We start from the raw sequence: 26,987 nt of genomic DNA on the forward strand, positions 1-26,987 counted from the left end.
TTGCGGGACAGCATTACAACCATTTCTTCACGTGTAATCGTTTTATCCGGTTTGAACGTACCGTCATCGTAGCCTTTGATTACCCCTGCCGCTACAAGGTTCTCAATAGCTCCTTTAGCCCAGTTATCACCATTGTCCTTCAATACAATACTCGTATTGCTGCCACCTTGGATATTGAATCCGCGATTCAGAATCACTGCAAACTCAGCGCGTGTGATAGGACTATCCGGCCTAAACGTACCATCTTCGTAGCCATTAATCAGTTGCAATTTGATGAAAGCATCGATTGTCTTCTTCGCCCAGTGCCCTTGAGTGTCAGCAAAATCAATTGTAGTGTTTGCTTCCTTCGCTTCCGCTACTTTGGATTCAATCGTATTTACTAAATTGGCTTCATTAACAATGCTACTGATAAATGCTCCAACCTTAGGCTGTGGAGAAACAGGTGTCTGTTCTGGAGGAATAGGCGTCTGCTGTGGAGGAACGGGTGTTTGCTCTGGAGCAGACCCCCGTCCCGAAACAGCTCGGGATGTTGCACTAACTTCATTAGACGCAACGCTGTCTCCCCCCAGGTTCGTAGCTTTAACGACAAAGTAGTACAATGTGCCATTCGTTAGTCCGGTTACATCATAGCTGTATACCGAATCACTGACTGAAGCTTCTTCCAATCCATACGCTCCGGAAGTCGTACTCTTGAATACTTTATACCCTGTGGAACCGATCACCGGACTCCATGATAGCCTTATTTGTCTATTGCCCGGTGTGGCGCGATCCAGTATCGGTGCCCCGGGTGCTGGAACTTGCGGAGATTCGGCTGGCCTATTGATGTTCACGCTATATGTCTTGACCGTCGTACCGTCCTGCGCCTTAACTTGAATCGTAATCATATTGTCTCCTACAGTCAGCGCAATCGGCTGGCTTGGTTGACCGCTAGCAACCGGGCTTCCGTTCACCGTCAGCAAAGCGTTCGCATCGTATACCGTACCCGTTACGGTGACGGAGGCCGTCTTATCGGCGACAGAAGCGTTGTAAGCAGTCCCAGCTGCGGTGAATAACGGATTTAAAGTGCCCTCCGACAATGTTAGTTCCTGCAAATCGGCGTTCGAGCTCGCTGCTCTGTGAATCCGTACGGTATATGTTTTGACCGTGCTGCCATCCTGCGCGGTAACACGAATCGTGACCTCATTGTCCCCGACCTGAAGCGCTAGTGGCTGACTCTGCTGCCCGCTAGGTACAGAGGCTCCGTTTATCATCATTGAGGCGTTCGAGTCACTGGCTATTCCCGTAACAGTAATGGCAGCCGTACTGTTGCTCACCGATCCATTATAAGCTGTCGTACCTGCAGTAAAATTCGGTTCCAAACTCCCATCCGACAATACGAGATGGTTCAAATCGGCATTCGAGCTTCCAGCTCTGCGAATTTGCAGCGTATAAGTCGCCGTCGACTGTCCATCTTCCGCCGTCACCTTGAAGATAACAAGGTTATTTCCTACGTCTAGAGAGAAGGTCGGCTGTTGGCCTTTCGGCGTAGTCAACTGAAATGATGCATGCGCATCGTATACAGACGCTCCCACCGTGATCGAAGTTGTGCTGAAAGGCACATCGGCCGTGTAGGCATATGTTGTATTCTCAAATGCAGGGGAAATGCTTCCCTCGCTGATGGACATGTTACCCAATGATGTAACGCTCGAGCCCAGGCGCGTAACCGTAACTTGGTAAGGCTGAACCGTACCGTCTTCCGCCGTGACCTCCACCGTGATAACGTTCGAGCCTACGCTTAAGCCGATCGAATTCGTGACCGGATTTCCATTAAGCTTCAAGGCGGTTACGGCTGCAAAAGGATGTGCGGCCGTTGCAGTTATCATTGTCGAATCTATGGAATTGGCAACGGTTGCTGTATAGTCATACACGCTCGCGCTAACTGTTGGACTCATAACGATCCCGCTTAAGCTTAATGTGCCGATTCCAGCGTTATTGCTCTTCGGCTGCCGTGTAACCGTCACACGATAAGGCTTGACTGTGCCGTCTTCTGCCGTTATTTCTACAGTGATTACATTCGAGCCTACGCTCAAGCCGACCGGATTAGTAACAGGGTTATCGTTCAGCTTCAAAGCGGATACCGTCGCTTTGCTGCTAGCGGCCGTTGCCGTTACCGTCGTCGATGTCACCGCATAAGGAACCGTTGCAGTATAGACGTCTGCGCTCACGGATGGGGTGATGTTGATGCCGCTCAGATTTAATGCTGCCACTCCTGCATTATTGTCTAACACCGTTACTTGGCTTGCCGCATTAATGCTGCTGTTGTCGCTCGCCGCTGCTTTTATCGTCGCGGTTCCCGGTCCTTTGGCCGTTACCAATCCGCTTGTATCAACGGTTGCGACGGTTTCGTCGCTGCTGCTCCACTCGATCGTCCCACTCGTCAAAGGATTATTTAATTCGATCGTTGGAGTCAACTGAGCTGCAGGTTCTCCGATTTTGAGCTGTAACGTGGAAGTATTTAGGGTGATACTCGATAGGATCGAGCTCCCCTTTAATGCTGTCGTCCGATTAATAGTCGAACCGTTGCCTAATTGCCCGTGAGCGTTATTTCCCCAAGTATATATTTTTCCGTCCCCGCCAATAGCAAGGCCATGCTGCAAACCCGGACCGATCGCCACGATGTTGCTTATCCCGACCACTTTGACTGGCAGATTTCTTTGCGTCGTAGTACCATCCCCTAGACGTCCTGCCGTATTGAGACCAAAAGAATACACGGTCCCATCATTGGACAGCGCATATGACGCATTAGCTCCTTCACTGAGTGTTGAAACGGCTTTGATATTGGATAAAAAACCGGTACCTGATTCATTCTTCACTTTCGTAGGAGTGCTTATCCAAGCCGTTGTCGAGTTAATACCAAGCTGATTGTTAGCATTGTTGCCCCAACCCCAGACGTTTCCGCCTGCATCAAGTGCGAGGATAAATCCGTTACCGGCTGAAATTTGAACAATGTCGTTCAGTCCATCGATTCTAACCGGGGTGCTGCCGCCGGCACCATTAGCCACTGAATTGCCAAGGTTTCTCCCCCAGCCCCAAACCGTACCATCAGCCTTGAGCGCGACACTGAAATAGATGCCTGCAGCTATGGCGATAACTTGATCAAAATCAACATCCTGATTGTTGCCATCCTTTACTTTTAATTTAACGGGTACTGAAATCATAGTGGTAGCAGGGTTCTGCGGATCCACCGTCTGTCCGAGCTGCCCCAGCTCATTACTGCCCCAAGCCCAGACCGTGCCGTCCTGCTTCAACGCCAAGCTGTGATCAGCGCCTGCAGCTATTGACGTGATATCGCTAAAGCCTGAATTTAACTCTCCCACGACCTGCGTGGGAATATGGTTATAGGTCACGGAAGTGACTTGCCCGAGTTCCCCTGTTCCGTTATATCCCCATGCCCATACCGTTTTGTCTCCCTTCAGCGCCAGATTGTGGTAAGCGCCTGCAGAGATCTCCGTGATATCTTCAAGATTTTGTATTTTGGCTGGAGAAGTTACGGCTTTTTGCTCCGGTGAGTGACCGGCTTCGCCCTCCTCGTTATACCCCCAGCCCCATACGCTGCCATCATTAAACCTTAGTAACGAATGAGAATAACCACTGGAAGCTTGAACCGGAATTGGCGGCGTACCGCCTGCTGCTGCAATCGTTCCCGGCAGGTCTGCAAATGATAGCAGTAAGCATAAGGCAACTGCCAAGAAACGTGAAGGCAACTTGAGTTTCGTGATCAATGGTGTCAACTCTCCTTTTAATTATGTATTAATGAAGCCTTAAAGCGATTGTAGTTCTTAAGCCCCCTTTAATTCTTCGGATATGATATAAAATACATGTGAGAATACATTACTAGTTAATGAACTGTAAAATTTGAAGCATCCGCTTCAGCATCACCGTTGCTTCTGCGCGGCTTGCATTCTCTTTAGGTGAGAAGGTGGTAGCTGTTCTACCACGCCTGCACTCACAGATTGAGCAACGGCATCTCTAGCCCAGCTGCTGAGCTCATGGCATGAGTGATTATCAAACCTGGGAACCTTCTCACCAGTTGAAGCTGTGACATTACTATCGCCTGACGAAAAAAACATACTAAATACCGTCGTGAAAATTAAAAGACTAGAAAATTCATGAATATTCTCCCCACTATTTTTTTCTTATATCTTAACATCGTAGATTAGCCCATTCGTGAAACTCAAAGAAAACTTTAAGTTCGCGCTCTCAAGGCACTCTGGCAACCTAGTTCAATTTACCGTTCCAGACATGGAGTTGATTACATGCAAGTGGAATGAATAAAAAATGGGTCAACAGCGTCAAGTAATGCCCAACGCCATGACCACATTTTTTTCACCGAGTAAATTCATACACGTTTTCTTACCCCACATTGTGGCGTCTTCCGATGATTTTGCGGGGGCCCCATAGCCTCCACTTATTTCGTTTTGACCCGTTAGCCACCACAAATACAGAAACCCGAATACGACATACATTCAGGCTTCAATATACAGGCCAATGCGGCTCTTAACTACTGTTTCCTCACGAGCGACACACAGCACTTCACATGTGTTGAGTAATCAGTGAGAACAACCTAACGAAGTACTCTCGCCATTTATTAATACCGACGGAACATTTTCTTCTAATTCATCTCAATATAAGAAGTAGCTTCCTTCATAATTCTTAACAACATTCTCTTGGGAATCAAAAATGAAATTCACGTTTGGGTATTTATCAAATGGATAGTTGTAACGCTCAAGTAAATGTAAGTGCTCTTGTTTGATCATCTGGAACTTTCCCGTTTCATCTGCTGTATTCTTTTCACTTTCACAATTAAAGAATACATAAACCCCAATACTATTATCCCATTTCTCAAATGTGGCAACATATTCCATCCTGTGTATATTCATTCCTTATTCTTTTGCCCAAGCTATAATTTCGTTTCTAACACTTTCGATGATTTCCCAGTATTTCTTAGCGTTATTCAATGAAAATCACCCTTAGTATATTTAATATCCCTGATAAGCATATTATTTCCCGTGTAAAAATTATCAAAATTTGTTAAAATAGATAATTTATCTTTGAAAACTATAGGTGCCTCCAACCAAAAGTCGATAGAGATAAACATGAAAGACATGATCGAACGTCATGTGGCAGTAGGGTCTCCTAACATCAACATCCTGGAACAAGTTAGAACAACAGCTTGTCCTATCAAATAGTGAGCACAACTATGCCGGTTGGATGCCCTATAAAGATAAAACCGCCTTACGGCGGTGAATTCAGTACTTACATCAGTTCGCTTGACGATGATTATAGTTAGCTTTAATGATCCGGTAACAGAGCTTTATAAGATTCGGCACGGAAAGTGCTTTTTCTATAAGATATGAGAACGCTGAACGGTTTCCTCGTTTCGTGTTGCATTCCATGCAAGAAGCGAGTAAGTTTTGAGGAAGATCTGAGCCGCCCTTGCTTGAAGGGACAATGTGGTCTACAGTCGTTGCGTGACGCCCACACCACAAACAAGTGTAACGATCCCGTTTTAATGCAGCTTTTCGATAGTCTCGAAATGAAAATGGGTTGTAAAGTAATTGGATTGTCTGCTCGTCAATCCAGACGGCACGGGCTCGATTAACTTCCCTCCAAGCCCGGTGAAGCAAACATGGGGTTAGTTTTTGGCCGTCCAAATTGAGCACTGTTATCATAGTCAATCGCCTCCTAAAGCAAAAGTTAGACCATAACCACAGGCAAATGGATTATTTGATTCGTGGTTATGTATGTTAGAGACGAGAGATGCCTACAATTCGTCTACAATTTTATCTTTAAAAGGCAAAAACCCGTTCATTGAGCGGGTTTTTAGTATGGAGACGAGGAGAGTATCGAAATCTTCCATCTCCCTGCTCACGAAGCCCACCCAACGAGGATAACTTTAGCGGTAGATTTCGATGCCGTTCTCCCTGCGCTTCGCTCCGGTCCGCGCGGGACTGAACCCCTTACAGGGCTTCACCTCCCTCCTCGCGTCTCCTAATGCAAAAAAGCACCGACCGCTTAGGTCGACGCTTTTTGCTTTTTATGGAGACGAGGGGAGTCGAACCCCTGTCCGAAGATCTCGCCACATAGGCTTCTACGGGTGTAGCCACAGTTTTGATGTCACCCGAGCAGCGCCCCGTAACCGGCTCTGCGTTGGGTCAGCCTGGTTGTCTTCTTCAGCTAGCCGCAGGCGGAGACTAGACAGCGTATCCCACTAAAGGTTGAGCCCCTATCCCGCCACATGGGCGATGGAGAGTAGAAGCGCTCCAGCAGTTTCTTAGGCTGCTAAAAGAGCAGGTTGTTGTTGTTTGCCATTTAATAGGCTTTAGCGTTGATGAAGTGGTCGCGTCCCCACTACCCGCTACCCATGCTCGAACTATCCCCGTCGAATCCAAGAACGTCCCCGCATAAGTGGGCTTTCTGCCAGGAAAGCCGCAAAAGGTAAAGCATGCATCCGCTTGTGATGCTTACTTAGTATAACACATTTTTGTTCAAAATGAAGCATGTCTTGCTGGAAGCCGTTCCAGTAGTTGACCCTGCGGCGAATATTGCCTATCAAGCACCTGCAACATTCAACCTTTTCACTACCGCGCGACCTTCTGCTTCTCGCGAAGCACGCGTTGGATATCGCGCTGAGCATCCCGCTTGGCCGCGGAATCCCGCTTGTCATACTGCTTCTTGCCTCGGCCGAGTCCTATCAACAGCTTGGCATAGCCGTTGCGGACGTAGATCTTGAGCGGCACCAGCGTGTAGCCTTCCTGCTTGGCCAGCCCGAACAGCTTCTTGATCTGATCCTTCTTCAGCAGCAGCTTACGCGTCCGGGTCGGATCATCCGGATTGTGGCGATTACCCTGCTCGAACGGACTGATATGCACGTTATGGATGAAGGCTTCCCCGTTCCGGATCGTAGCGAACGCATCGCCGATATTCGCACGGCCCAGCCGCAGCGACTTGATCTCGGTACCGGTCAGTACCATACCGCATTCATATGTGTCTTCAATAAAATAATCGTGAGACGCCTTTTTGTTCTGTGCCAGAACCTTGCCGTCCGCTTTTTGCCCCATGCCGGCTCACTCCTTCCCCAATAAAAAGCAGCATGTACTAAGCAACATAGCACATGTCACACACAAAGGGATTGGAGTCCATTTTACCAGACTCCAATCCCTTGAAGCAAGCGCGCGCGGCTACTTTTTCGCGGCCTTGCGCTTGCGCTTCTTCGCGCCCGGGCGCCCGCCTTCGGCTCCGGCGCCCTTGCCTGCGCCTTCCAGCGCCCGCGCCTTGGCGGCTTCGACGCCGGTGGCCCGCAGGGCACCGGCACTGCCTGCCGCCCCGGCGCTCGCGCTGCCGCTGCGCCGCAGGCGGCCGCTTTTGCCGCTGCTCGCCGCCGCGCCTGTGCTGGTGCCCGCGATCGCGTCGGCGCCACGGCTGCGCTTGCTGCCGGCAGCCTCTGCGGCTCCGCCCGTCGCGATGCCCCCGCGGCCGCGTTTGCCTCCGCTCGTCGGCGCGTCCGTTCCTGCGGCGGGTCCGCCCTTAGCGCGCCGGCTGCTGCCCGCGCCGCTGGCTTTGCGCTTGCCGCTGCGTGCCGCTTCCGCCGCACCGCGCTCGCGGTCTCCGCCGCGGCCCCGCGCTCCTCGTCCTGCGGCTTCGCCGGCACGGCCTCTGCCGCCGCCGCGTTTATCGCGCCGAACCGCTTTCAGCGCGTCGACGAGGCTTACTTTTTGCTGGCGCGGCTTCATATCGACCATCTCAAAATCGATCGTATGCTCTTCCGTACTGACTCGGGCCACGCGAACCTTCACTTCGTCCCCAAGCCGGAATACCCTTGATGTCCGTTCACCAATCAACGCATGCTGCGCTTCGTGATAGTGATAATAATCGTCATGCATATCGCTCAAGCGGATCAGGCCTTCGACGGTATTGTCGAGCTCGATGAAAATACCGAAGTTGGTCACGCTGCTGATAATCCCCTCGAATTCTTCTCCGACCTTATCCAGCATAAACTCGGCTTTCTTGAGCGCCTCCGTTTCCCGTTCGGCATCGACCGATGCCCGTTCGCGCTCGGACGATTGCTTTGCGATATCGACCATCCGCTCGGACAAATACTCATACCGCTTGTCGCTCATATCACCCTGCTCCAGCACTTCCCGGATCACACGGTGAATGATAAGATCGGGATACCGGCGAATCGGCGAGGTGAAATGCGAGTAAAACTCCGCTGCCAAGCCGAAGTGACCGGTGCTCTGCGCATCATACTTCGCCTGTTTCATAGAACGAAGCATGACAGTGGCAATGACCGTTTCTTCCTTGGTTCCTTTGATCTCCTCCAGGAGCGTTTGCAGCGCCCGCGGATGAATCGTGTTGCCTTTGCCTTTGACCACATAACCGAAATTCGTAATGAACTCCATGAGGTGCATCAGCTTTTCCGAATCCGGGTCCTCATGAATCCGGTACAGGAACGGTACTTTCATCCAGTGAAAATGCTCGGCCACCGTTTCGTTCGCAGCGAGCATGAACTCCTCGATAATCTGCTCGGCGATGCTGCGCTCTCTTTTAATAATATCCGTCGGCTTGCCGTTTGCATCGACCAAAATTTTCGATTCCTGAAAATCAAAGTCAATCGCACCGCGCTTCATCCGCCGATTGCGCAGCTTCATGGCCAGCTCTTCCATCAGCTTGAAGTCGTCCATCAAATAAGCATATTTCTCCACCAGCTCCGGCTCCGCCTCACCGGACAGCAGCTTCCGCACATTCGTATACGTCATACGCTCACTGGTTTTAATGACGCTCGTAAAAATATCATGACGTACAACCGTACCGTTCGCATCAAATTCCATCTCGCAGGACATCGTCAGGCGATCCACCTGCGGGTTCAAGGAGCAAATGCCGTTCGACAGCCGGTGCGGCAGCATCGGGATGACCCGATCAACAAGATAGACGCTGCAGCCCCGGTTATAGGCCTCGCGATCCAGCGGGGAGCCTTCCCGGACATAGTAGCTGACATCCGCAATATGAACGCCCAGCACGTAATTCCCGTTGTCCAGCAGCTCGACGTTGACCGCATCATCCAAATCCTTGGCGTCCTCGCCGTCGATGGTAACGATCCGTTTGTTCCTCAAGTCTCTGCGTCCCACCAGATCACTGTCCGAAATCACTTCCGGTACAGCCGAAGCTTGCTCCATCACTTCATCCGAGAAAGCCTCCGGCAGCTGATGCTTGCGGATAATGGAAATAATATCGACGCCCGGGTCATTCTTATGCCCCAAAATCTCGATGACTTCCCCTTCCGCGGCTGCCCGCCCTTCCGGATAGGTAACCAGCTTGACGACGACCTTGTGTCCGTCCATCGCCCCGTTAAAAGCATGCTTCGGAATGAAAATATCCCGAATGACCCGTTTATCATCCGGAACGACGAAGGCATAGCCTTCATTGGCCTGGAACAAGCCGACCATTTGGGTATTCGCGCGGCTTACCACACGAACCACTTCCCCCTCCAGCTTGCCTCCTGCAGCGCTTTTGGACGTAATCCGAACCAGAATGATGTCCCCATTCATGGCGCCGTTCATATCGTTCGCATGAATATATACATCCGGGTGGTCCTGCTCATCGGGAATCAGAAACCCGAAGCCCTTGGCATGCGCTTGCAGCTTTCCTCTCAGCAAATTCATCCGTTCCGGTACTCCGTACCGCTCCGTCCTCGTCCGCAAAATTTGACCTTCATTTTCCAGCTCATTGAGCAGCTTCAGGAAATCTTTGAAATCCTGCGAGTTGCTGATGCGAAAATGTTTTTCCAACTCCTGATATGTCATCGGTTTATAGGCCGTTTCTCTCATAAAATCCAATACTTCATCGCGTTGAATCAAATCTCTCACCTTCCTTCTCTTTCTTCTCTTTAGTTTTACCCTTTTTATCGTTATGAAAACACTTCTTTGCCAATCCGCTGACGCTCCTTGTCGGATGGTTCAACGGGTGCATGTAATGAAGCGATAAAAGCATGAATATCTTTATATACCAGGTCCCTGCCTTCGTCCAGCAGCAGGGCGTGGGACATCCCCGGATAATGCTTGATGATTTTCGATGCGGACGCAACATGCTCGTAAATATAGCCTGCGCTCCTGGGATGCACAAGCCTGTCCATTTCACCCTGCCCTATCCAAATCGGCGTCTTCACCTCGCCTAGCTTCGATTTGACTTGCTTGAGCAGCCTCCGCAAATCGACTACGCACGGAATAGGCGTCTTCGTGTAGGTCCACGTTTCTTGAAGCAGGTGAGCCGATACAGAGGGCTTTTTTTCAATATATTTCAGTACATACTGCAGCAGCACGGCGAATACCGTCTTCCGGCTCATTAAAAAAATCGGCGCGGCCAGCGCCGCGACCCCATCCAGCCGACGTTCCAGCGCCAGCTGAAGAGCGAGCAGCCCGCCCATGGAATGTCCGATAGCGACCACCTTTTTTTTCCTGCGGTCTACTATTTCATCATACCCTTTCACAACATGTCCCGTCCAATGTCCGTGCCCGGTCTTGATCATATCCTCCGGGGACGTTCCATGACCCGGCAGCAGCACAGCGTCCACCGTGTAGCCCATGTCATTCAAGTAGTAGCCTAGCTTGCGAAATTCCGCCGGGGAGCTGGTGAAACCGTGAATCAGCATAAGGTGCACCGCAGCCCGATCCCCATGGCCCTCCAGAAAAAAAGGTTCCGGCGTTCTATATTCCCGGTTCATGGCCCAACCTCCTGAGCACTGCAATTTGCAGGAAAAGGCTGCCTATGCTCCGTTCACTTATGTATGAACAAAAAAGCAGCAGGAGTATCATTCCCCTGCTGCTTCCCTTTTATGTTACGCTTGTTTTACGAAGAACGCAACGACGAGCGACAAGATAAAGAACGCAGCCGCCAAACCCATCGTTAAACGAGATAAGAACAACTCCAAGCCACGAGCCTTTTGCTTTCCGAACAAATGCTCCGCACCTCCGGAGATGGCACCGGACAACCCTGAGCTTTTACCTGGTTGAAGCAAAACCGCTGCGATCAATCCAAGCGAAGCGATGACCAGTACAATTTTCAAAGCAATTTCCATAATTCCACCTCCTGCGAGCAAGTCGAAAATAGACAGCATCTGTATTATATCACATTCTTGTCCACCTGACAAACAATGTTCATTACTATTGAAGAAGTATAATGAAGAGCCGGGCGCGGCCAGAGCGGCTCCATTCACCGAATTTCCCTAGCTATTACTCATAATTCGGATAAGGCTGTTGTCTGACAGGTCTGGCCTTCCGCCGGCCCAAAAATGCCTGAATCGCATTCTTCGCGCACCATAAGGCAAACAAAGTGAACAACCCCGCCCAGAATATTGCCGGCAAAAAGGTAACCCGGGCCAAATTCGTCGCATCCCCTGCGGAGGCCGGATTCTGCAAAGCGTAAATGACTAGCGAGATGGGTCCCATGACCGATTCCTCCAGCGTCAAGAACGCCAGAAGCAAGTAATAAAAATCTCTCAGCCAACGCGGAACGATAGCCAGCATAATGATATTGAGAGCGATAAAGCCGATCAGCCACATAATGCCGAACTCATTGCGGACAAACAGGACCAGTGCGATCAGACCGATCAAGGTCATGATCTGCAGTCCCAGCCGTTGGTTGTCCTGCGCGCGCATTTTAAACAGGAATACGGCAAATAACGACGCTGTCATATACCCCGCCAATGAAATGGGAATGACGCTCCAATTGTTAACCACGGACGAATAGGTCACACCACTGTGATTGGCGTATAGCTCGATAGACATCACTTTACCCGACAAAGCCAGGGTCACCACAGCATGACCGAACTCGTGGATCGTCGTATCGAGATTACGGAAGAAGGAAGAAAAAGGGATCCAGCGCGTGAGAAAGGCTGACCCTATGAGAAAAAATACAGTCTTTAACCAGTTGCTCATGAGCGGATCCCTCCGGGAGTGTGATTGTATTTATTACTTTGTTTTGTTTAAAAGATGACGGCTCGGAGGGTGCGGGGGCAGGTCTCCGGGACAGGTGTCTACCTTCGGCGGCTGTTAAAGTCGTGTTCCCATTTGAACTTTCCTTGCGGAAAGAACACGACTTCAAAGGCCGCACGTAAACTCTCCGGTAGTCACCTGTCCCTCCGACCTCTCCCGCCCCCGCCTCGCCTGTGGTTTAAACCAATGCAATAAATACAATATATTATTGTATTTAGAGTTCGAGAACCCCTCAGCAGAACGCATAGCTCCAGCTGTTTGCTTTTTTAGCGCCATGAATACTCGAAAGGAGCATCACAAAGGATGCTCCTGATCGAGAAAGAATAGCTTTATACTTATTTGAAGTTCTTCAGGTTGAAGAACGCTTTTTTACCCAAGTATTGAGCGGATTCAGCCAATTGATCCTCAATACGAAGCAATTGGTTGTATTTCGCTACGCGGTCTGTACGGGAAGGAGCACCCGTTTTGATTTGGCCTGCGTTCGTAGCGACAGCGATATCAGCGATTGTGCTGTCTTCGCTCTCACCGGAACGGTGGGAAATAACCGCAGTGTAGCCTGCACGGTTCGCCATTTGGATAGCGTCGAAAGTTTCAGTCAAAGTACCGATTTGGTTTACTTTAACCAGGATGGAGTTACCGATGCCTTTTTCGATACCTTCGGACAAACGAACTGTGTTGGTTACGAACAGGTCGTCACCAACCAATTGTACTTTGTTGCCCAATTTCTCAGTCAACAGCTTCCAACCTTCCCAGTCGTCTTCGGAGCAGCCGTCTTCGATGGTAACGATTGGATATTTGTCTACCCAAGAAGCCAGGAAGTCTACGAACTCAGCGGATGTGAAGGATTTTCCTTCGCCTTCCAGGTGGTACTTGCCGTCTTTGTAGAACTCAGTGGAAGCAACGTCCATACCCAAGAATACGTCAACGCCTGGCTTGTAGCCTGCGCGCTCGATTGCTGTCAGGATGGAAGTGATCGCTTCTTCGTTGGAAGCAAAGTTAGGAGCATAGCCGCCCTCGTCGCCAACTGCTGTGTTCAAGCCTTTTTCTTTCAAAACTGTTTTCAGGCTGTGGAAAATTTCCGCGCCTGTACGAAGCGCTTCTCTGAAAGTAGGTGCGCCTACAGGAAGAACCATGAACTCTTGAACGTCTACGCTGTTGTCCGCGTGAGCGCCGCCGTTGATGATGTTCATCATTGGAACCGGAAGCTGCTTCGCGTTGAATCCGCCCAGGTATACATACAAAGGAATGTCCAAAGCCTCGGAAGCTGCACGAGCAACCGCCATGGATACAGCCAGAATCGCGTTAGCGCCCAATTTCGCTTTGTTCGGCGTACCGTCCAGCTCGATCATTTTGTTGTCGATGCCCACTTGGTCCAAAGCGTCCAAGCCTATCAATTCAGGAGCGATGATGTCGTTCACGTTCTCAACAGCTTTCAGAACGCCTTTGCCCAGGTAACGGGATTTGTCGCCGTCACGAAGCTCAACAGCCTCGTAAGCGCCTGTGGAAGCACCGGATGGAACGATAGCGCGGCCTCTTGCGCCGGACTCCAAAAACACTTCAACCTCTACTGTTGGATTACCGCGGGAATCCAACACTTCGCGAGCATACACGTTAGCAATCATAGTCATGATTCAGAAACACTCCTTATATTTGAATTAGTTTTGAAAAAAGCATCGTTATCCGCTGCTTGTTAGATTAACGGCGCGCCTGTCATTTCTTCCGGCTGCTTCACTTCAAGCAGCTTCAGAACGGTCGGTGCGATATCCGCCAAAATCCCATCGTTTCTTAGTGTAACATGTTTGCTTGTCACAATAAAAGGGACAGGGTTTGTCGTATGGGCCGTATTCCGGCTACCATCCGGGTTCGTCACTACGTCCGCGTTGCCGTGGTCGGCTGTAATCAGCGCCACGCCGCCTTTGGCGAGGATCGCCTCAACCACTTGACCGAGGCACTCGTCGGTAGCTTCTATCGCTTTGATCGTAGGCTCCAGCAAGCCAGAGTGGCCTACCATATCCGGATTAGCGAAGTTAAGGATAATCACATCGTGATTTTCCGCTTCGATTTCTTTTGCAGTCGACGCCGCCAGCTCGTATGCGCTCATCTCAGGCTGAAGATCATACGTAGCTACCTTCGGAGAGTTGATCAGAATACGCGTTTCACCCGGAAGCTCGGCATCACGGCCGCCGCTGAAGAAGAACGTGACGTGCGGGTACTTCTCCGTTTCAGCCGTACGCAGCTGCTTCAGGTTATTTTGTGCCAATACCTCACCCAGCGTGTTATCCAGGTTTTTCGGCTTGTAGGCTACATAACCGTCAACCGATTCGCTGAACAAGGTCAAGCAAACATAGTACAGGCTCGAAGGGCATTTCGGTCCCCGATCGAAGCCACGGAAGTCGCTGTTCGTAAACACTTGGGACAGCTGGATCGCACGGTCCGGACGGAAGTTGAAGAACACGACGGAATCGTTCGATTCCACCAAGCCTACAGGAGAGCCGTCTTCTTTGACGATGACCGTCGGCATAACGAATTCATCAAAAACCGATTTCTCATAAGACTCCACGATCGCTTTCATCGGATCCGTGTACTGAGGACCTTCGCCGTAAACCATAGCGCGGTACGATTTCTCCGTACGCTCCCAGCGCTTGTCGCGGTCCATCGCATAGTAGCGGCCCTGTACCGTAGCCAGCTTGCCTACGCCTACCTCTGCGATTTTGGCGAGCAGCTCCTCCATGTACTTCTTCGCACTGTCCGGCGCTACGTCGCGGCCGTCCAAAAATGCGTGAATGTACACTTCGCTAAATTCTTCTTTCTTGCACACTTCTAGCAAAGCGAACAAGTGAGCGATGTGGCTGTGTACGCCGCCATCGGACAGCAAGCCGTACAAATGCAGCTTGCGTCCGTTGTCCTTCGCATGGCGAATTGCGCCAAGAATCGTCTCGTTCTCGAAAAATTCGCCGTCGCGAATCGATTTCGAAATCCGGGTCAAGTCCTGGTATACAATCCGGCCTGCGCCGATATTCAAATGGCCAACCTCGGAGTTGCCCATTTGGCCTTCCGGAAGACCAACCGCTTCTCCGCAAGCTGTCAAAGTCGTATGTGGATATTCCGCCCAGTAACGGTCATAGTTCGGCTTCTTTGCTTGAGCAACGGCATTCCCCGTTGTCTCGCTGCGAAGGCCGAAGCCGTCGAGAATAATCAGTGCTACCGGTTTCGGTCTCGACATAATTACTTTGCCCCCTGAACGAGCTGAATGTAGGAAGCGGACTCCAAGCTGGCACCGCCTACAAGCGCGCCGTCGATATCCGACTCCGCCATGTACTCGGCAATGTTGTTCGGTTTCACGCTGCCGCCGTATTGAATACGAACCGCATCCGCTACGCTTTGGCTGTACAAGCCGGCAATCAGCTCACGAATGTAAGCAATGACTTCGTTAGCGTCAGCAGCTGTGGACGATTTGCCTGTACCGATAGCCCAGATCGGCTCGTACGCTACGACAACCTCTACCGCTTGCTCTGCGCTAAGGCCAGCAAAAGCCGCTTCGGTTTGCACTTTGCAAACCGCTTTGGTTTGACCTGCTTCACGCTCTTCCAATTTCTCGCCCACACACACGATCGGTGTCAAGCCGTGCTTGAACGACGCGTGTACTTTTTTGTTAACCGTTTCGTCCGTTTCCGCGAAGTAAGCGCGGCGCTCGGAATGGCCGATAATTACATAATGAACGCCCAGATCCTTCAGCATAACACCGCTGATTTCGCCCGTAAATGCGCCGTTGTCTTCCCAGTGAAGATTTTGTGCGCCGACTTTCAGCGTAGTGCCTTTAACGGCTTCTACCAGAGCGGGCAAGTTCGTGTAAGGAGCGCAAATTACGCTTTCCACGCCGTCCACTTCCGCTTGGCCCTTCACTTCGTTAACGAAAGCTGTCGCTTCGCTAACCGTTTTGAACATTTTCCAGTTACCTGCAATGATCGGTTTACGCATGAGTGTTCACTCCTTCGAAATAGAATTAATGTTATTTATCGTTAAGGGCTACAACGCCTGGCAAAGCTTTACCTTCCATGAACTCCAGGGAAGCGCCGCCGCCGGTGGAGATGTGGTCCATTTTGTCAGCCAGATGGAATTTCTCAACAGCCGCTGCAGAGTCTCCGCCACCGATGACCGTGTAAGCGGTTGTCGTTGCGCAAGCTTCCGCTACCGCGCGTGTACCGTGAGAGAATGGCTCGATTTCGAACACGCCCATAGGACCGTTCCACACAACCAATTTGGATTCAGCGATCGTTTTAGCGTAAATTTCACGCGTTTTTGGACCTATGTCGATACCTTCCCAATCCGCAGGAATCGCTTCTTTATCTACGATTTGCGTATTTGCCGTCGGGCTGAAATCATCTGTTACGACGATATCTACAGGAAGCAGGAAGTTTACGCCTTTTTCCTTGGCTTTGTTGATGAAGCTGAGAGCCAGATCGATTTTGTCGTTGTCCACAAGGGATTTACCGATTTCCAGACCTTGTGCTTTCAGGAACGTGTAGGACAAGCCGCCGCCGATGATGATGTTGTCTGCAATGTTCAGCAGGTTGTTGATGACGTCGATTTTATCTTTAACCTTCGCGCCGCCTACAATGGCTGTGAAAGGACGCTCAGGGTTGTTCAACGCTTTGCCCAATACATCCAGCTCTTTCTCCATCAACAGACCGGAAACCGCTGGCAGGTGGTGCGCAATACCTTCAGTAGAAGCGTGAGCACGGTGAGCCGCACCGAAAGCATCGTTTACGTACAGGTCAGCGAGTTCGGCAAAAGCTTTGGCGAGTTCCGCGTCATTCTTCTCTTCGCCTGCATAGAAACGCACGTTTTCAAGCAAAAGCACGTCGCCGTTGTTCAAAGCAGCCACTTGCGCTTTTACCGCGTCACCAATGGCCTCGTCCGCTTTGGCTACCGGTTTGCCAATAATCTCGGACAAACGCGCTGCTGCAGGAGTCAAGCGAAGCTCTTCTACCACTTGACCTTTCGGACGTCCCATGTGGCTCGCAAGAATAACCTTCGCGCCTCTTTCAGTCAAATATTGAATCGTTGGTACGGTCTCACGAATACGCGTATCGTCTGTGATATGGCCGTTTTCCATGGGCACGTTGAAATCCACCCGCACAAATACTCTTTTGCCGCTTACTTCTACGTCACGAACGCTTTTCTTATTCATCTATTCTCACGCCTCCTATGTTTTTCTACCCGCACACAAAAAATGTGGTAATGTCTGAGTTCCGTTTCAAAACGTTTTTGCAAATAAGCAAAAGGGGATGTACCGTAGAGCGTCAGCGAGGTTCCTTTGAGAGTGTATTCACACTACTATAAATTCTAATCAAAAGAATACAATCTCAACAGGACCCGGAAGTACATCCCCTTTGCGTAAAAAAAGCAAAACGTTATGAAACTTATCAGTTCATGACCACAATTTTTCTAACTTACAGACCTTTTTTCGCGATGAAAGCTACCAAGTCAACGACACGGTTGGAATAGCCCCACTCGTTGTCATACCAGGAAACTACTTTAACCATGTTGTCGCCTACAACCATAGTGGACAATGCGTCGATTGTAGAGGAAGCTGGATCTCCGTTGTAGTCGCTCGATACAAGCGGTTCTGCGGAGTAGTTCAGCACGCCTTTCAAAGAACCGTTAGCTGCTTCTTGCAAAGCTGCATTGACTTCGTCAACTGTTACGTTTACTTTCAATTCAGCAACCAGATCCGTAACGGATACGTTAGGAGTAGGCACGCGGAAGGACATACCGTTCAGCAAGCCTTTCAGCTCAGGAAGCACCAAGGATACGGCTTTAGCAGCACCTGTAGTGGATGGAATGATGTTCTCAGCCGCTGCACGAGCGCGACGAAGATCTTTATGTGGAAGATCAAGAACGGATTGATCGTTCGTGTAGGAGTGAATAGTTGTCATCATACCTTTAACGATACCGAACTTGTCGTTCAATACTTTTGCAAATGGTGCCAAGCAGTTCGTTGTGCAAGATGCGTTGGAGATGATTGTGTGGCTAGCTGGATCATATTTATCTTCGTTAACGCCCAGAACGATAGTGATATCTTCGTCAGTAGCTGGAGCGGAGATAATAACTTTCTTAGCGCCGCCTTTCAAGTGAAGGGAAGCTTTTTCTTTCGCTGTGAAAATACCAGTGGATTCAACAACGATTTCTACACCGTTAGCGCCCCAAGGCAGGTTTTCAGGGTTACGCTCAGCGAAAACTTTCACTTCTTTACCGTTAACGATCAAAGCGCCTTCTGTAGCTTCAACTGTACCGTTAAATTTGCCGTGAGTTGTGTCATATTTCAACAAGTGAGCCAAAGTGTTCACGTCAGTCAAGTCATTGATTGCTACGATTTCTACCTCAGGGTTGTTGAAAGAAGCGCGGAATACGTTACGACCGATACGTCCAAAACCGTTAATACCAACTTTAGTTGCCATGTGTAATAGCCTCCTAATAATAGTTAATTTGGATTTATGTCAAGACAGGCATAGCCCGTCATGATGTCAAAAGGTGAACGATCTCGATAGCTGCCGCCTCATCGGTAACCAGAATATCCTCCTGGCCAAAACGGAGCACGGAAGCGATAGCTTCCCCCTTGCTCTTCCCGCCTGCAACGCCGATGACGCAGTCCATTTCTTGTATATCTTCGATTCGCAAGCCCACGGTCGGCATTTTATGTAAAATCTTGCCCCCGCGGTCAAAATAATACCCGAACGCTTCCGCCAGCGCTCCGTCCTGCTGCAGGTTCGAGGTCGTTCCGGCATCGACTTTGCGCCGTCGGGCCATCACCATAGCTTCCCCGATGCCATGAACCACAATACGAGCCTTGCGGATAAACTGGATGATCTCCAGGATCGTGCTGTCCTGCATTAAAGACTGGTAAGCTTCCTCGCCGAGATGATCCGGTACGTGAAGCAGCCGGTATTTGGCGCCCGTCTTCTTGGCCATGGTCGATGCGATGGTGTTCGCTTGGAACTCCAAACTTTCGCCAAGACCGCCCCTCGCCGGGACGAACCAGCTTCCCTTAAGCGAGTTCGACGACGATAAGTGGTAAGCAACCTCCGCCGTTGTGGAGCCCCCGGTGACTGCAATCACCTCGTCCTGGGAAACATGCTTCAGAAGAACGGCAGCACCTGCTCTGCCTAATTCCTTCTTCGTGTGCGGCGACGTATCGGAATCTCCCGGTACGATCACCACCTGCTTCAAGCCGAAATGGGAACGGATCCGTTCCTCCAGCTCCGTCAGGCCGAATAAATCCTTGACGAGCGGTTCGATGCTCTCCAGCAGCTGCCTTCCTGCAGCGCTGATACGGATGCCTGAGGCTTCCACCTCCAGCAAGCCTTGCGCCTTCAGGAAATCGACCTCCGCTCGCATGATGCGCTCCGTTGTATTCAACGAGCCCGCCAGCGTTCTGCGGCCAACGATGCCAGACACCATGATGTGGTGAAGAATCGTGTAGCGCTTCTTCATTGTGTCGATCAAGTCCGGCAGAAGTTGTTTTTGAATATTGAGCATTTCTCTCATGGTCTTTCACTCCCGCCAGAAACGTTGGACACTTTTCGTCCCGCTACTACATTTTCAGTCCCACATAGTCCAAATAAAGAGCTAAGCTTTCACTTAGCCCCTTCATTATATAAAATCCAAGCGACGTTTTCAACTCATAAATCACAAAATAGACAAATAATTAATATAGCCGTGCAGCTTCCTGTCGAAACTCCGCTATGAAATGCGTTTCACCGAAAGGAGCTCCTCCTGCGGCAGCGCCTGTGCCTTCTTGGATAACGACCATTTCAGGTCGCGGAATTCCTCCTTCTCCTCCTCCGTCATCGTACCGGCGCGCCCCTTGGCCAAAAAATCATAAAACTTCATCGGCAGGAAGTTATCCTTCAAAGCAACCTCGACCGACGATCCGTCGGCAGAGGATATGACGAACGCGTAGGACTGGGCGCGATGCGGATCGTATTGGGCGGCGGGATAGTCCACCTTGACCTCGTAGGCCCCGCGGGTAACGGCGCGCGTCACATATTCGAACGCATCGCGAAAGCCGGGTCCGGCATGTCCCGATACGATGCTGATTGCTTTCCGCTGCGGGGCTTCGCTGCCGAACAGCTCGGCAAAAGCGGCCTGCAAAGAACGGAAGCCTACCGCTACCGCCATTAGGGCTAACCCTCCGTGGTATTTGCGAATATCCTCAAAGCCAATCTCCAGACGATCTGTATCATCAAGCACATAAATAACTGACATTAAGATGCCTCCTTATCCTTATTCGTTTCTCCTTGCCTGCTTCTTGCGATATCTTCCTCAATCCAGGCGAGGTAGCCGTCGAGGAACGTTTCCGCCTTCGGAATAAATCCCTGCCCCAGATGATAATCCGGGTCCAGCGTCGTCATATATAGATGGCCTCGATACGAAAGCCGGTCCACATAAATAATCGCCTCACCGATTTCATTGACCAATATGCGCTCCACCCTGTCATGGGGCAAAAACACGCCGTGATAATGCCATTTGGCATCGTCTACGGTAATGCGCTGAAACAGCGGATGCTCCGGATCCACCGGATATAACGGCAGATCTGCCCCGGGGTTGACCCACCAATGAAAGTTGGTCGGGTAAAATTTCCACCGTACATGGGAAATCCACGACCGTTCGAAATCACCGAAGCTGATCAAATGCCCGCCGCCATGCAAATAGTCCTCGAATTTCCCGGCATGCTCAAGCAGGATATCTTGATTCAGACGGGTCGGAACGACCACATAATCATAGCTTTGCAACTCGGTCTCATGCAGATCCATTACATAAATGATGTCGTCGAACCTGTTCTTGTACTTGCCGTTATTTCGGTTCAGAAAATAATGCTGATAGCTGATCCCGCTGTATAATATCGCGCTTCTCATCTGCCCCTCCCCTTCCTCTCGGAATCAATCCACGCGACAAGCTGGAGCCCGATCCTGCGTGCGGTCGTCGTGTCCGACAGCCCGTACCCCAGAAGATCCGTCCCCGCTCCAGCAAGAATTGTTCCGTTCGTCGTCAAGCGGTCAATATACACAACCACTGCCCCGGCATTGTCCCTGAGTACGATCTCCGCCTGCTGCGGCGCCTCGAAATACCCGCGGGAGAAGAACCCCTTCACTCCCCGGCGGTAATTCAGATCATACTCGGTGACCCCTTGGAAAATAGGATGCTCTTCATGCGCCAGAACCGTCCTCTCTTGGATCCCCAAAGGGCTTTGCCGCCACAGCACACCCCCTGGAAGCCATGGGAGAAAAGGTTGGGCGAACGACACCAGAATACGGCCCGATGCCATAAATTCCGCAATGCGCTCTCTCCGCGGATACAGCCATTCTTCGTCGATATTGTTCGGAATGATCAGCGCCTCGTAAGGCTCCAGATCATACCGCTCCCATGCATAGAGCGGAATCCGCTCCATTCGGTCACGGAAAAACTCATGTCTGTACACCCGGCCCGGGCCGTCCATATGAGAGTCAAGGTAAGCAATGTCTTTACGTTCCGTCAACAGGCTTCACTCCTTACATCTGTCGTCCTCACTTCATCACACCCGGCTCTGCACTGTAATCACAAGCATCGAGCAGCCTTTTCGTATACAGCGCTTGGGGAGCGTTCAATATATCGGCGCAGGAGCCAGTCTCGACGATACGCCCGTCTTTCATAACCGCGAGACGGTCTGCGAATCCGTCGATCGTCTCCAACCGATGGGTGATGTACAGGAGCGATAACCGATGCTCCCGCTTCAACTCAAGCAGGAGCCTGAGCATTTCCCTCTCGGTAAGCGGATCGAGAGCCGATGTCATCTCATCCGCTATGAGGAGCTGCGGGGGCAAAGCCAGCGCTCTTGCAATGGCAACACGCTGTTTCTGCCCACCCGAGCATTCCGAGGTGCTCCGCAGCCCAAGCTCCCTGGGAAGACTCACCTGTTCAAGCAGCCGTGCGACCCGATGGTATGCGTCCTCTCTTGGCACTCTTTGCAGGATCAACGGCTCTGCGATGAGATCGCGAACCTTCCAGTAGGGATTTAACGAGCGGTCCGGATTTTGGAAAATCATTTGCACCTGCTGCCAGTAATCCGGCTTCCGTTCTATCCGTTGCCCTTGCCAGTAAATCCGTCCGGCCGAGGGCCGCTGCAGGCCGACAATCATTTCGGCCAAGGTGGACTTCCCCGAGCCGCTCTCCCCGACCAGCGCGAAGATTTCGTTGTCTGCAATCGTCAGGGAGACATCCTGTACCGCATATCGTTGTTCCTTATTCCGATCGAACTTCTTGGACAATCCACTGACTTCAAGCATCCATACGCCTCCTGTCCCGCCGTCTATAGGAGCCTAGCAGCTCCTTGCTGTATCCGTTTTGCGGAGCTGTCCGCCACCGCTGCTTGGACGTATGCTCAAGCAACCGTCCGTCTTTTAAGATCATGACCTCTTCAGCCGCATAAAGAGCTGCACCAATGTCATGCGTTATCAAAAGCAGTGTCATCCCGTGCTGCCTCACCTTGGAGACAAGCAGCTCCATGATCTCCTGCTTGACGATCGGGTCCAAGGCCCCCGTAGGCTCGTCGGCAATGAGCACTGACGGCTTATTGATCAGCGCGAGAGCAATAACGACGCGGCTCAGCATCCCGCCGCTTAATTCGTGCGGGTAGCAATCGAGTACCCGCTCCTCCAGCTGCACCTCCCGCAGCGCCTGGGCCGCGGCTTCCCTTCGCGCTCTCTTCGCTGAAGGGAAGCCCTTGGGCAGCACCTCCTGAAGCTGCCGCCCAATGGTTAACAGCGGATTCAGGCTGAGGCGGGCATCCTGGAAGATGAACGCGGCATCCTGCCACCGCTTCATCCCAGGCCCGCCGCCGTACATCCGCCGGCCGCATACATAGGCGTCGCCCTGTACCGTGTGCTCAGGCTGCAGGCCGTACAGCGTGCGCGCCAGCGTCGTTTTGCCGGAGCCGGACTCGCCGACAACGGCCGTTATGCTGCCGGCAGCGAGGGCGAACGAGAGCGGGTGGAGGACGGCCTGCCCGTCATAGGCCACCCGCAAGCTGTCCGCGGCCACAGCAGCCCCCGGTGCAGAGGCGCGCGGCGCAGGTCCAGTCGGCGATGGGACAACCGCAGGGGCAGCGGATACCGGCACAGGAGCAGGGACTCCGGCCATTGTGTAGGGTGGCTCAGGCGCACCGGCGGCAGACGGAGCTACGGGTGGCTGAAGCCTACCATCGACAGCCAGAGTCTTGGGCGACTCTGGCGCATCCGCGGCTGCCAGGGACGCGGGCGGTTCGGGAATCCCGGCGGAAGCTAGGGACGCGGGCGGTCCAGCCACATCGCCGACAGCCAGAGTGGCCAGCGGCTCTGCCGCACCGGCGGGGGCCAAGAAGGCTGACAGCTGCTCAGCCGGCCCTGTACCCAGCCGGGAGCTGAGCATGGACCAGCCCGCAGGCTTGCTCCGGCCGGCACCCTCGCCGAGCATCGCCAGGCTGACGGTTACCAGCAGCAGCGAAACGACCGGCGGAAGCACGGTCCACTGCCATGCGGCAGTCAGCCACGTTTCATTTTGCTGAAACGCCTGCTCCAGCATTTTCCCCCATGTCGCATGGTTGGGGTCGCCAAGACCAAGGAACGATAAGCCGGCCTCCATAGCCACCGCTTGCCGGAACGACATCAGAAATTTCGTCCTCAGCAGCGGCATGATGAAAGGCAGCAAATGCCTGCGCAGAATATAACCGGGCTTGGCACGGTACAGCTGGGCCGCCTTGACGAACTCCCTTTCCCTCAGGGAGAGCACGGAGGCGCGAATCAGCCGCATATATCCCGGCCATGTCAGCAAGCCCAGCGTCAAAACCAGCTGCCCGATCCCTCCTCTAGTGAAGGCAATGACGATAAGGATGAGCAGCAGCGACGGAATCACCAGCAGCACATTCGCGGCGCCGTTGATGACCGGATCCAGCCGCTTCGAGTAGCCGGCAGCAAGCCCCAGTACACCGCTTAGCACCGTGCTCAGCACCGCGACCATAAGCCCTATGGCAAGTGTACTTCGTGCCCCATAGGCCAGTTGGCTGAACAGATCCTGGCCGAGCGAGTTCGTACCGAGCCAATGGATCGCCGTCGGCGGGGATAGCCGTTCGCCCTCAAAAGCAATCGGCCCGAACCGGGCTGCCATCGGACCCGCAACCGCAAACGCGAGGAAGAGAAGCAGCATGCCAAGACCAACAATTTGAACTCGTGTCCATTTCATAACAGCCCTCCTCGCCCTTCTACGCCTTCCGCACGCCGCAGCATTGCCGGTCCGTCCCCGTTCCCTCTTCCTACCCTTGGATCCAACCGGGGGTAGATGGCATCCGCCATCATGTTCAACAGGAGCACGAATACGGTCATGACCAGAAACAAAGCATGAAGCAGCGGGTAATCGCGCGATAGTATCGCTTCCTGGAGCAGCCTCCCGATGCCCGGATATGAGAACACGGTCTCTGCTAGCACCGAACCGGCCATAAGCCCGCCAATACGCAGTGTAATCATCGTTACAATGGGAAGCAGTGCATTGCGGGCAGCATGCCGAAGCAGGATCGTCCGCCTGTTCAGCCCCTTGGCCCATGCGAACTCGACAAAAGGCTCCTGCAGCACACGGACAGCTTCATTGCGCATGAACAAATACAAGCTCGCAACCTGAGCGGCGGTTAAGGTAAGGATCGGCAAGGTCGCATGCCGTAACACATCCCCTACGCGGTCCCACCACAAGTGCGACGGCAAGAACGGAGTGCTGGCCCCGCCAAGCGGAAACCAGCTCCACTGCACAGAGAAGCCTATAAGCAGCAGCATGCCGATGAGGAATTCCGGAATAGCGCTCAGTCCGACCATAGACAGCAGCAGGGCCCTGTCTGCCCGACCGGCATGCCGCCAGGCGGACATGAGTCCCGCGCCAAGACCGATGAGGATGGATAAGACGGCGGAGGAGCCGACAATAAGCAGCGTCCATGGAAGCCGGCCTTTAATCACCTCAAGAGCAGGAGATTTGTAAGTGATCGAGGGGCCGAAATCCAGGGTAACCAAGCCTTTTACGTAGTGCAGAAACTGCTGTCCCATCGGCTTATCCAACTGGTAGTAGCCTAGCAGAGCCGTCTTCTGCGCCTCGCTCATTAGAACGGCTCCGTTCTCTCCGCCCAAGATATAATCAATCGGTCCTCCAGGCAGAAGCCGCGGAAGGAAAAAGTTCAGTACGAGCACAAACAACAGTACATTGCCATAAGTTAGCGCCCGCTTATTTCCGGACATCGATAAAGGCCGCCTTGTTGTCCCATAAAGGAATGCCGTCCGCAATCCCGCCGAACGTATTGAACCAACCGTTAAAATCCGTCTTTTTGTACATCAAGTAAAACGGGCGGTGATACAGCACCAGTGTGGGCAGCTCCTCGGATAAAATCGACTGCATCTGGTACACCTCCGCTTTGCGCTTCGCCGGGTCCAGCTCGGACAGCTGCGCCTCGGCCAGCTGCTGAAATTGTGCATTAGCGAACGCCTTGCCTCTGGCCGCGAACGCATTGCTGGCCGCACCGGAGAACCACAGCCGCAAGAAATCGGGATCGCCGCTCAAGCCGATGTGCCCGGTAATCGCCATATCATATTTGTTTTCGCCCATGGCAGAAGTGAAGGTTGCCGTATCCACCTGCTGGATCTGAAGGGAAACACCTACCTTCTTCAGCATTTCCTGCATCATTTGCGCTTCCTTGGAGGTGGAGGAAACCATCATGTTAAGCTTAAGCGCCTCCCTTGTACCGCTCGCTTGCTTAACGTAGCCCAGATGGTCGAGCAGCTCCTCCGCTTTGGCGGTATTGTACGCATACTGCTGTACGTCCTTGTTATACCAAGCCGAATCCGGAGGAATCACCCCTGCGCTGCCCACCAGCGGCTCACCCCCGACAATTTTTTTCGCCATATCCTGGCGGTCCAGTGCATAGGCGATCGCTTGGCGGAGCCGCTTGTCCTTCAGCTGCGGATGCTCCGGGTTGAACACGACACGAACGGCGCTGCCGGTCTGCTCATTTTTCATCGTATCGAAGCCGTCCTTTTGAATCAGCTCGACCTCCGGATAGTTCAATGTCGTTCCGGCATTGATCTCGTTTTTCTGCAAAGAGAGCACCTTGTTCTGCACATCCAGGTAAGCGACATCCTTCACCTTCACTTGACCTTTGAAGTACTGCTCATTGGCCGCAAACAAATACTGTCCCGACTTCTCGTCATACGCCTTCAATGTAAAAGGACCTGTCCCGACGACAGCGCCCGGGTCACGGTAAGCCATCGGTTTATCGACCTTCTCCCAAATATGCTTGGGAATAATCGGCATAATGCCGACCAGGTCGCTCAAGAACGGAGCGTATTTGTTTTTCAGCTGGAAAACGACGGTCGTTTCGTTTAGTTTCTTCACGGATTCGATTTGACTGATATCGCCCGTCCAAGGGAACGGGTACTTTTTGTAATAATCGAACGTAAATACGACATCGTCCGCTGTAAATGCCGTGCCGTCGTGCCACTTCACACCTTGCTCCAGTTCAAACGTGTAGCTGAGACCGCTATCCGACTGCTTCCACGATTTCGCGAGCCACGGAATAACGCCCTTATCATCCTTCCATGTAAGCGTGTCGAACAGGAAGCTGTTATGCAAGTAGCCCCCGGGCCCGGAGGAGCTGAAAGCAAATGGCGACGGATAACCGCTCTTCTGCCAGCCGATTCGGATCGAAGGCTTCTCCTGAGCGACGGTTGCTTTACTTTCCGCTGCCGGCGCCTTTTCCTTGCTCGCATCCGTTGATGACAGAGAGCTTGCAGAGCTGCAGCCGGATAAGATAACGATAGAACTTAACAATACGGCCAACGACCGTCTGGATCGGGATAGCATGAAAAACCACTCCTATGTAAGATTTACAGTGATAATGTCCGGATATCTAAA

21 protein-coding genes and 1 other RNA gene are annotated in these 26,987 nt (G+C 52.1%); all 22 read right to left on the bottom strand.

The window, feature by feature from the left end; translation table 11 throughout:
• Window positions 1-3,761: RCC1 domain-containing protein (locus CF651_RS17335; RefSeq protein ID WP_179232855.1), on the bottom strand; the 3,761-nt coding region annotated here is incomplete at its 3' end.
• Between the two features lie 900 nt (window positions 3,762-4,661).
• Entirely contained in the window at window positions 4,662-4,904 is a 243-nt protein-coding gene (locus CF651_RS17340) for a hypothetical protein (RefSeq protein ID WP_094016137.1), read from the bottom strand.
• 396 nt (window positions 4,905-5,300) lie between these two features.
• On the bottom strand, window positions 5,301-5,711 hold the full coding sequence (locus tag CF651_RS17345; RefSeq protein ID WP_094016138.1) for an HNH endonuclease: 411 nt from the start codon (window positions 5,709-5,711) through the stop codon (window positions 5,301-5,303).
• 365 nt (window positions 5,712-6,076) lie between these two features.
• Window positions 6,077-6,441, bottom strand: a transfer-messenger RNA (tmRNA) gene (ssrA, locus tag CF651_RS17350).
• Window positions 6,442-6,620: 179 nt separating this feature from the next.
• Window positions 6,621-7,100, bottom strand: coding sequence for an SsrA-binding protein SmpB (gene smpB / locus CF651_RS17355; RefSeq protein WP_094016139.1), 480 nt, complete (start codon window positions 7,098-7,100; stop codon window positions 6,621-6,623).
• A 120-nt stretch (window positions 7,101-7,220) separates the two neighbouring features.
• A complete protein-coding gene (rnr, locus tag CF651_RS17360) occupies window positions 7,221-9,896 on the bottom strand; it encodes a ribonuclease R (RefSeq protein WP_094016140.1) in 2,676 nt (891 codons plus the stop codon).
• A 50-nt stretch (window positions 9,897-9,946) separates the two neighbouring features.
• Window positions 9,947-10,759 carry an alpha/beta hydrolase gene (locus CF651_RS17365; RefSeq protein WP_094016141.1) on the bottom strand — a complete coding sequence of 271 codons (813 nt, stop codon included), beginning with the start codon at window positions 10,757-10,759 and terminating at the stop codon, window positions 9,947-9,949.
• Between the two features lie 114 nt (window positions 10,760-10,873).
• Window positions 10,874-11,113: a preprotein translocase subunit SecG gene (secG, locus tag CF651_RS17370; protein WP_094016142.1), complete on the bottom strand. Its 240-nt coding sequence runs from the start codon at window positions 11,111-11,113 to the stop codon at window positions 10,874-10,876.
• Between the two features lie 154 nt (window positions 11,114-11,267).
• A complete protein-coding gene (locus tag CF651_RS17375; protein ID WP_094016143.1) occupies window positions 11,268-11,972 on the bottom strand; it encodes a M50 family metallopeptidase in 705 nt (234 codons plus the stop codon).
• A gap of 392 nt (window positions 11,973-12,364) precedes the next feature.
• Complete coding sequence (eno, locus tag CF651_RS17380) at window positions 12,365-13,657, bottom strand: phosphopyruvate hydratase (protein ID WP_094016144.1); 1,293 nt, start codon at window positions 13,655-13,657, stop codon at window positions 12,365-12,367.
• Between the two features lie 62 nt (window positions 13,658-13,719).
• Window positions 13,720-15,252 carry a 2,3-bisphosphoglycerate-independent phosphoglycerate mutase gene (gene gpmI / locus CF651_RS17385; RefSeq protein ID WP_094016145.1) on the bottom strand — a complete coding sequence of 511 codons (1,533 nt, stop codon included), beginning with the start codon at window positions 15,250-15,252 and terminating at the stop codon, window positions 13,720-13,722.
• Window positions 15,253-15,254: 2 nt separating this feature from the next.
• A complete protein-coding gene (gene tpiA, locus CF651_RS17390) occupies window positions 15,255-16,007 on the bottom strand; it encodes a triose-phosphate isomerase (protein WP_094016146.1) in 753 nt (250 codons plus the stop codon).
• 31 nt (window positions 16,008-16,038) lie between these two features.
• Window positions 16,039-17,220 (bottom strand): phosphoglycerate kinase, encoded by a 1,182-nt coding sequence (locus CF651_RS17395; RefSeq protein ID WP_094016147.1) that lies wholly within the window; start codon window positions 17,218-17,220, stop codon window positions 16,039-16,041.
• A 262-nt stretch (window positions 17,221-17,482) separates the two neighbouring features.
• Window positions 17,483-18,490: a type I glyceraldehyde-3-phosphate dehydrogenase gene (gene gap / locus CF651_RS17400; protein ID WP_094016148.1), complete on the bottom strand. Its 1,008-nt coding sequence runs from the start codon at window positions 18,488-18,490 to the stop codon at window positions 17,483-17,485.
• Window positions 18,491-18,548: 58 nt separating this feature from the next.
• Window positions 18,549-19,577 carry a sugar-binding transcriptional regulator gene (locus tag CF651_RS17405; RefSeq protein WP_094016149.1) on the bottom strand — a complete coding sequence of 343 codons (1,029 nt, stop codon included), beginning with the start codon at window positions 19,575-19,577 and terminating at the stop codon, window positions 18,549-18,551.
• 195 nt (window positions 19,578-19,772) lie between these two features.
• Window positions 19,773-20,297: a hypothetical protein gene (locus CF651_RS17410; protein WP_094016150.1), complete on the bottom strand. Its 525-nt coding sequence runs from the start codon at window positions 20,295-20,297 to the stop codon at window positions 19,773-19,775.
• A complete protein-coding gene (locus tag CF651_RS17415) occupies window positions 20,297-20,947 on the bottom strand; it encodes a hypothetical protein (RefSeq protein ID WP_094016151.1) in 651 nt (216 codons plus the stop codon). The genes CF651_RS17410 and CF651_RS17415 overlap by 1 nt, the downstream gene beginning before the upstream one ends.
• On the bottom strand, window positions 20,944-21,567 hold the full coding sequence (locus CF651_RS17420) for an aspartate/tyrosine/aromatic aminotransferase (RefSeq protein WP_245856001.1): 624 nt from the start codon (window positions 21,565-21,567) through the stop codon (window positions 20,944-20,946). The genes CF651_RS17415 and CF651_RS17420 overlap by 4 nt, the downstream gene beginning before the upstream one ends.
• A 28-nt stretch (window positions 21,568-21,595) precedes the next feature.
• The gene (locus tag CF651_RS17425; RefSeq protein WP_094016153.1) at window positions 21,596-22,354 is read right to left on the bottom strand and encodes an ABC transporter ATP-binding protein; all 759 of its coding nucleotides are present in this window, start codon (window positions 22,352-22,354) and stop codon (window positions 21,596-21,598) included.
• Window positions 22,347-24,284 (bottom strand): ATP-binding cassette domain-containing protein, encoded by a 1,938-nt coding sequence (locus CF651_RS32885; protein ID WP_245856002.1) that lies wholly within the window; start codon window positions 24,282-24,284, stop codon window positions 22,347-22,349. The genes CF651_RS17425 and CF651_RS32885 overlap by 8 nt, the downstream gene beginning before the upstream one ends.
• Window positions 24,281-25,318, bottom strand: a complete 1,038-nt coding sequence (locus CF651_RS17435) for an ABC transporter permease (protein ID WP_094016154.1) — start codon at window positions 25,316-25,318, stop codon at window positions 24,281-24,283. The genes CF651_RS32885 and CF651_RS17435 overlap by 4 nt, the downstream gene beginning before the upstream one ends.
• The gene (locus tag CF651_RS17440) at window positions 25,305-26,936 is read right to left on the bottom strand and encodes an ABC transporter substrate-binding protein (RefSeq protein ID WP_094016155.1); all 1,632 of its coding nucleotides are present in this window, start codon (window positions 26,934-26,936) and stop codon (window positions 25,305-25,307) included. Before CF651_RS17440 ends, CF651_RS17435 begins: the two co-directional genes overlap by 14 nt.
• Window positions 26,937-26,987: the final 51 nt, after the last annotated feature.

It is taken from the genome of Paenibacillus rigui (assembly GCF_002234615.1).
GTDB lineage: Bacteria > Bacillota > Bacilli > Paenibacillales > NBRC-103111 > Paenibacillus_S > Paenibacillus_S rigui.

Coding starts and splice junctions, on each gene's coding strand:
- CF651_RS17340 (WP_094016137.1), bottom strand. CDS start 4,904: ATGGAATATGTTGCCACATTTGAGAAATGGGATAATAGTATTGGGGTT.
- CF651_RS17345 (WP_094016138.1), bottom strand. CDS start 5,711: ATGATAACAGTGCTCAATTTGGACGGCCAAAAACTAACCCCATGTTTG.
- smpB (WP_094016139.1), bottom strand. CDS start 7,100: ATGGGGCAAAAAGCGGACGGCAAGGTTCTGGCACAGAACAAAAAGGCG.
- CF651_RS17365 (WP_094016141.1), bottom strand. CDS start 10,759: ATGAACCGGGAATATAGAACGCCGGAACCTTTTTTTCTGGAGGGCCAT.
- secG (WP_094016142.1), bottom strand. CDS start 11,113: ATGGAAATTGCTTTGAAAATTGTACTGGTCATCGCTTCGCTTGGATTG.
- CF651_RS17375 (WP_094016143.1), bottom strand. CDS start 11,972: ATGAGCAACTGGTTAAAGACTGTATTTTTTCTCATAGGGTCAGCCTTT.
- eno (WP_094016144.1), bottom strand. CDS start 13,657: ATGACTATGATTGCTAACGTGTATGCTCGCGAAGTGTTGGATTCCCGC.
- gpmI (WP_094016145.1), bottom strand. CDS start 15,252: ATGTCGAGACCGAAACCGGTAGCACTGATTATTCTCGACGGCTTCGGC.
- tpiA (WP_094016146.1), bottom strand. CDS start 16,007: ATGCGTAAACCGATCATTGCAGGTAACTGGAAAATGTTCAAAACGGTT.
- CF651_RS17395 (WP_094016147.1), bottom strand. CDS start 17,220: ATGAATAAGAAAAGCGTTCGTGACGTAGAAGTAAGCGGCAAAAGAGTA.
- gap (WP_094016148.1), bottom strand. CDS start 18,490: ATGGCAACTAAAGTTGGTATTAACGGTTTTGGACGTATCGGTCGTAAC.
- CF651_RS17405 (WP_094016149.1), bottom strand. CDS start 19,577: ATGAGAGAAATGCTCAATATTCAAAAACAACTTCTGCCGGACTTGATC.
- CF651_RS17410 (WP_094016150.1), bottom strand. CDS start 20,297: ATGTCAGTTATTTATGTGCTTGATGATACAGATCGTCTGGAGATTGGC.
- CF651_RS17415 (WP_094016151.1), bottom strand. CDS start 20,947: ATGAGAAGCGCGATATTATACAGCGGGATCAGCTATCAGCATTATTTT.
- CF651_RS17425 (WP_094016153.1), bottom strand. CDS start 22,354: ATGCTTGAAGTCAGTGGATTGTCCAAGAAGTTCGATCGGAATAAGGAA.
- CF651_RS32885 (WP_245856002.1), bottom strand. CDS start 24,284: ATGAAATGGACACGAGTTCAAATTGTTGGTCTTGGCATGCTGCTTCTC.
- CF651_RS17435 (WP_094016154.1), bottom strand. CDS start 25,318: ATGTCCGGAAATAAGCGGGCGCTAACTTATGGCAATGTACTGTTGTTT.
- CF651_RS17440 (WP_094016155.1), bottom strand. CDS start 26,936: ATGCTATCCCGATCCAGACGGTCGTTGGCCGTATTGTTAAGTTCTATC.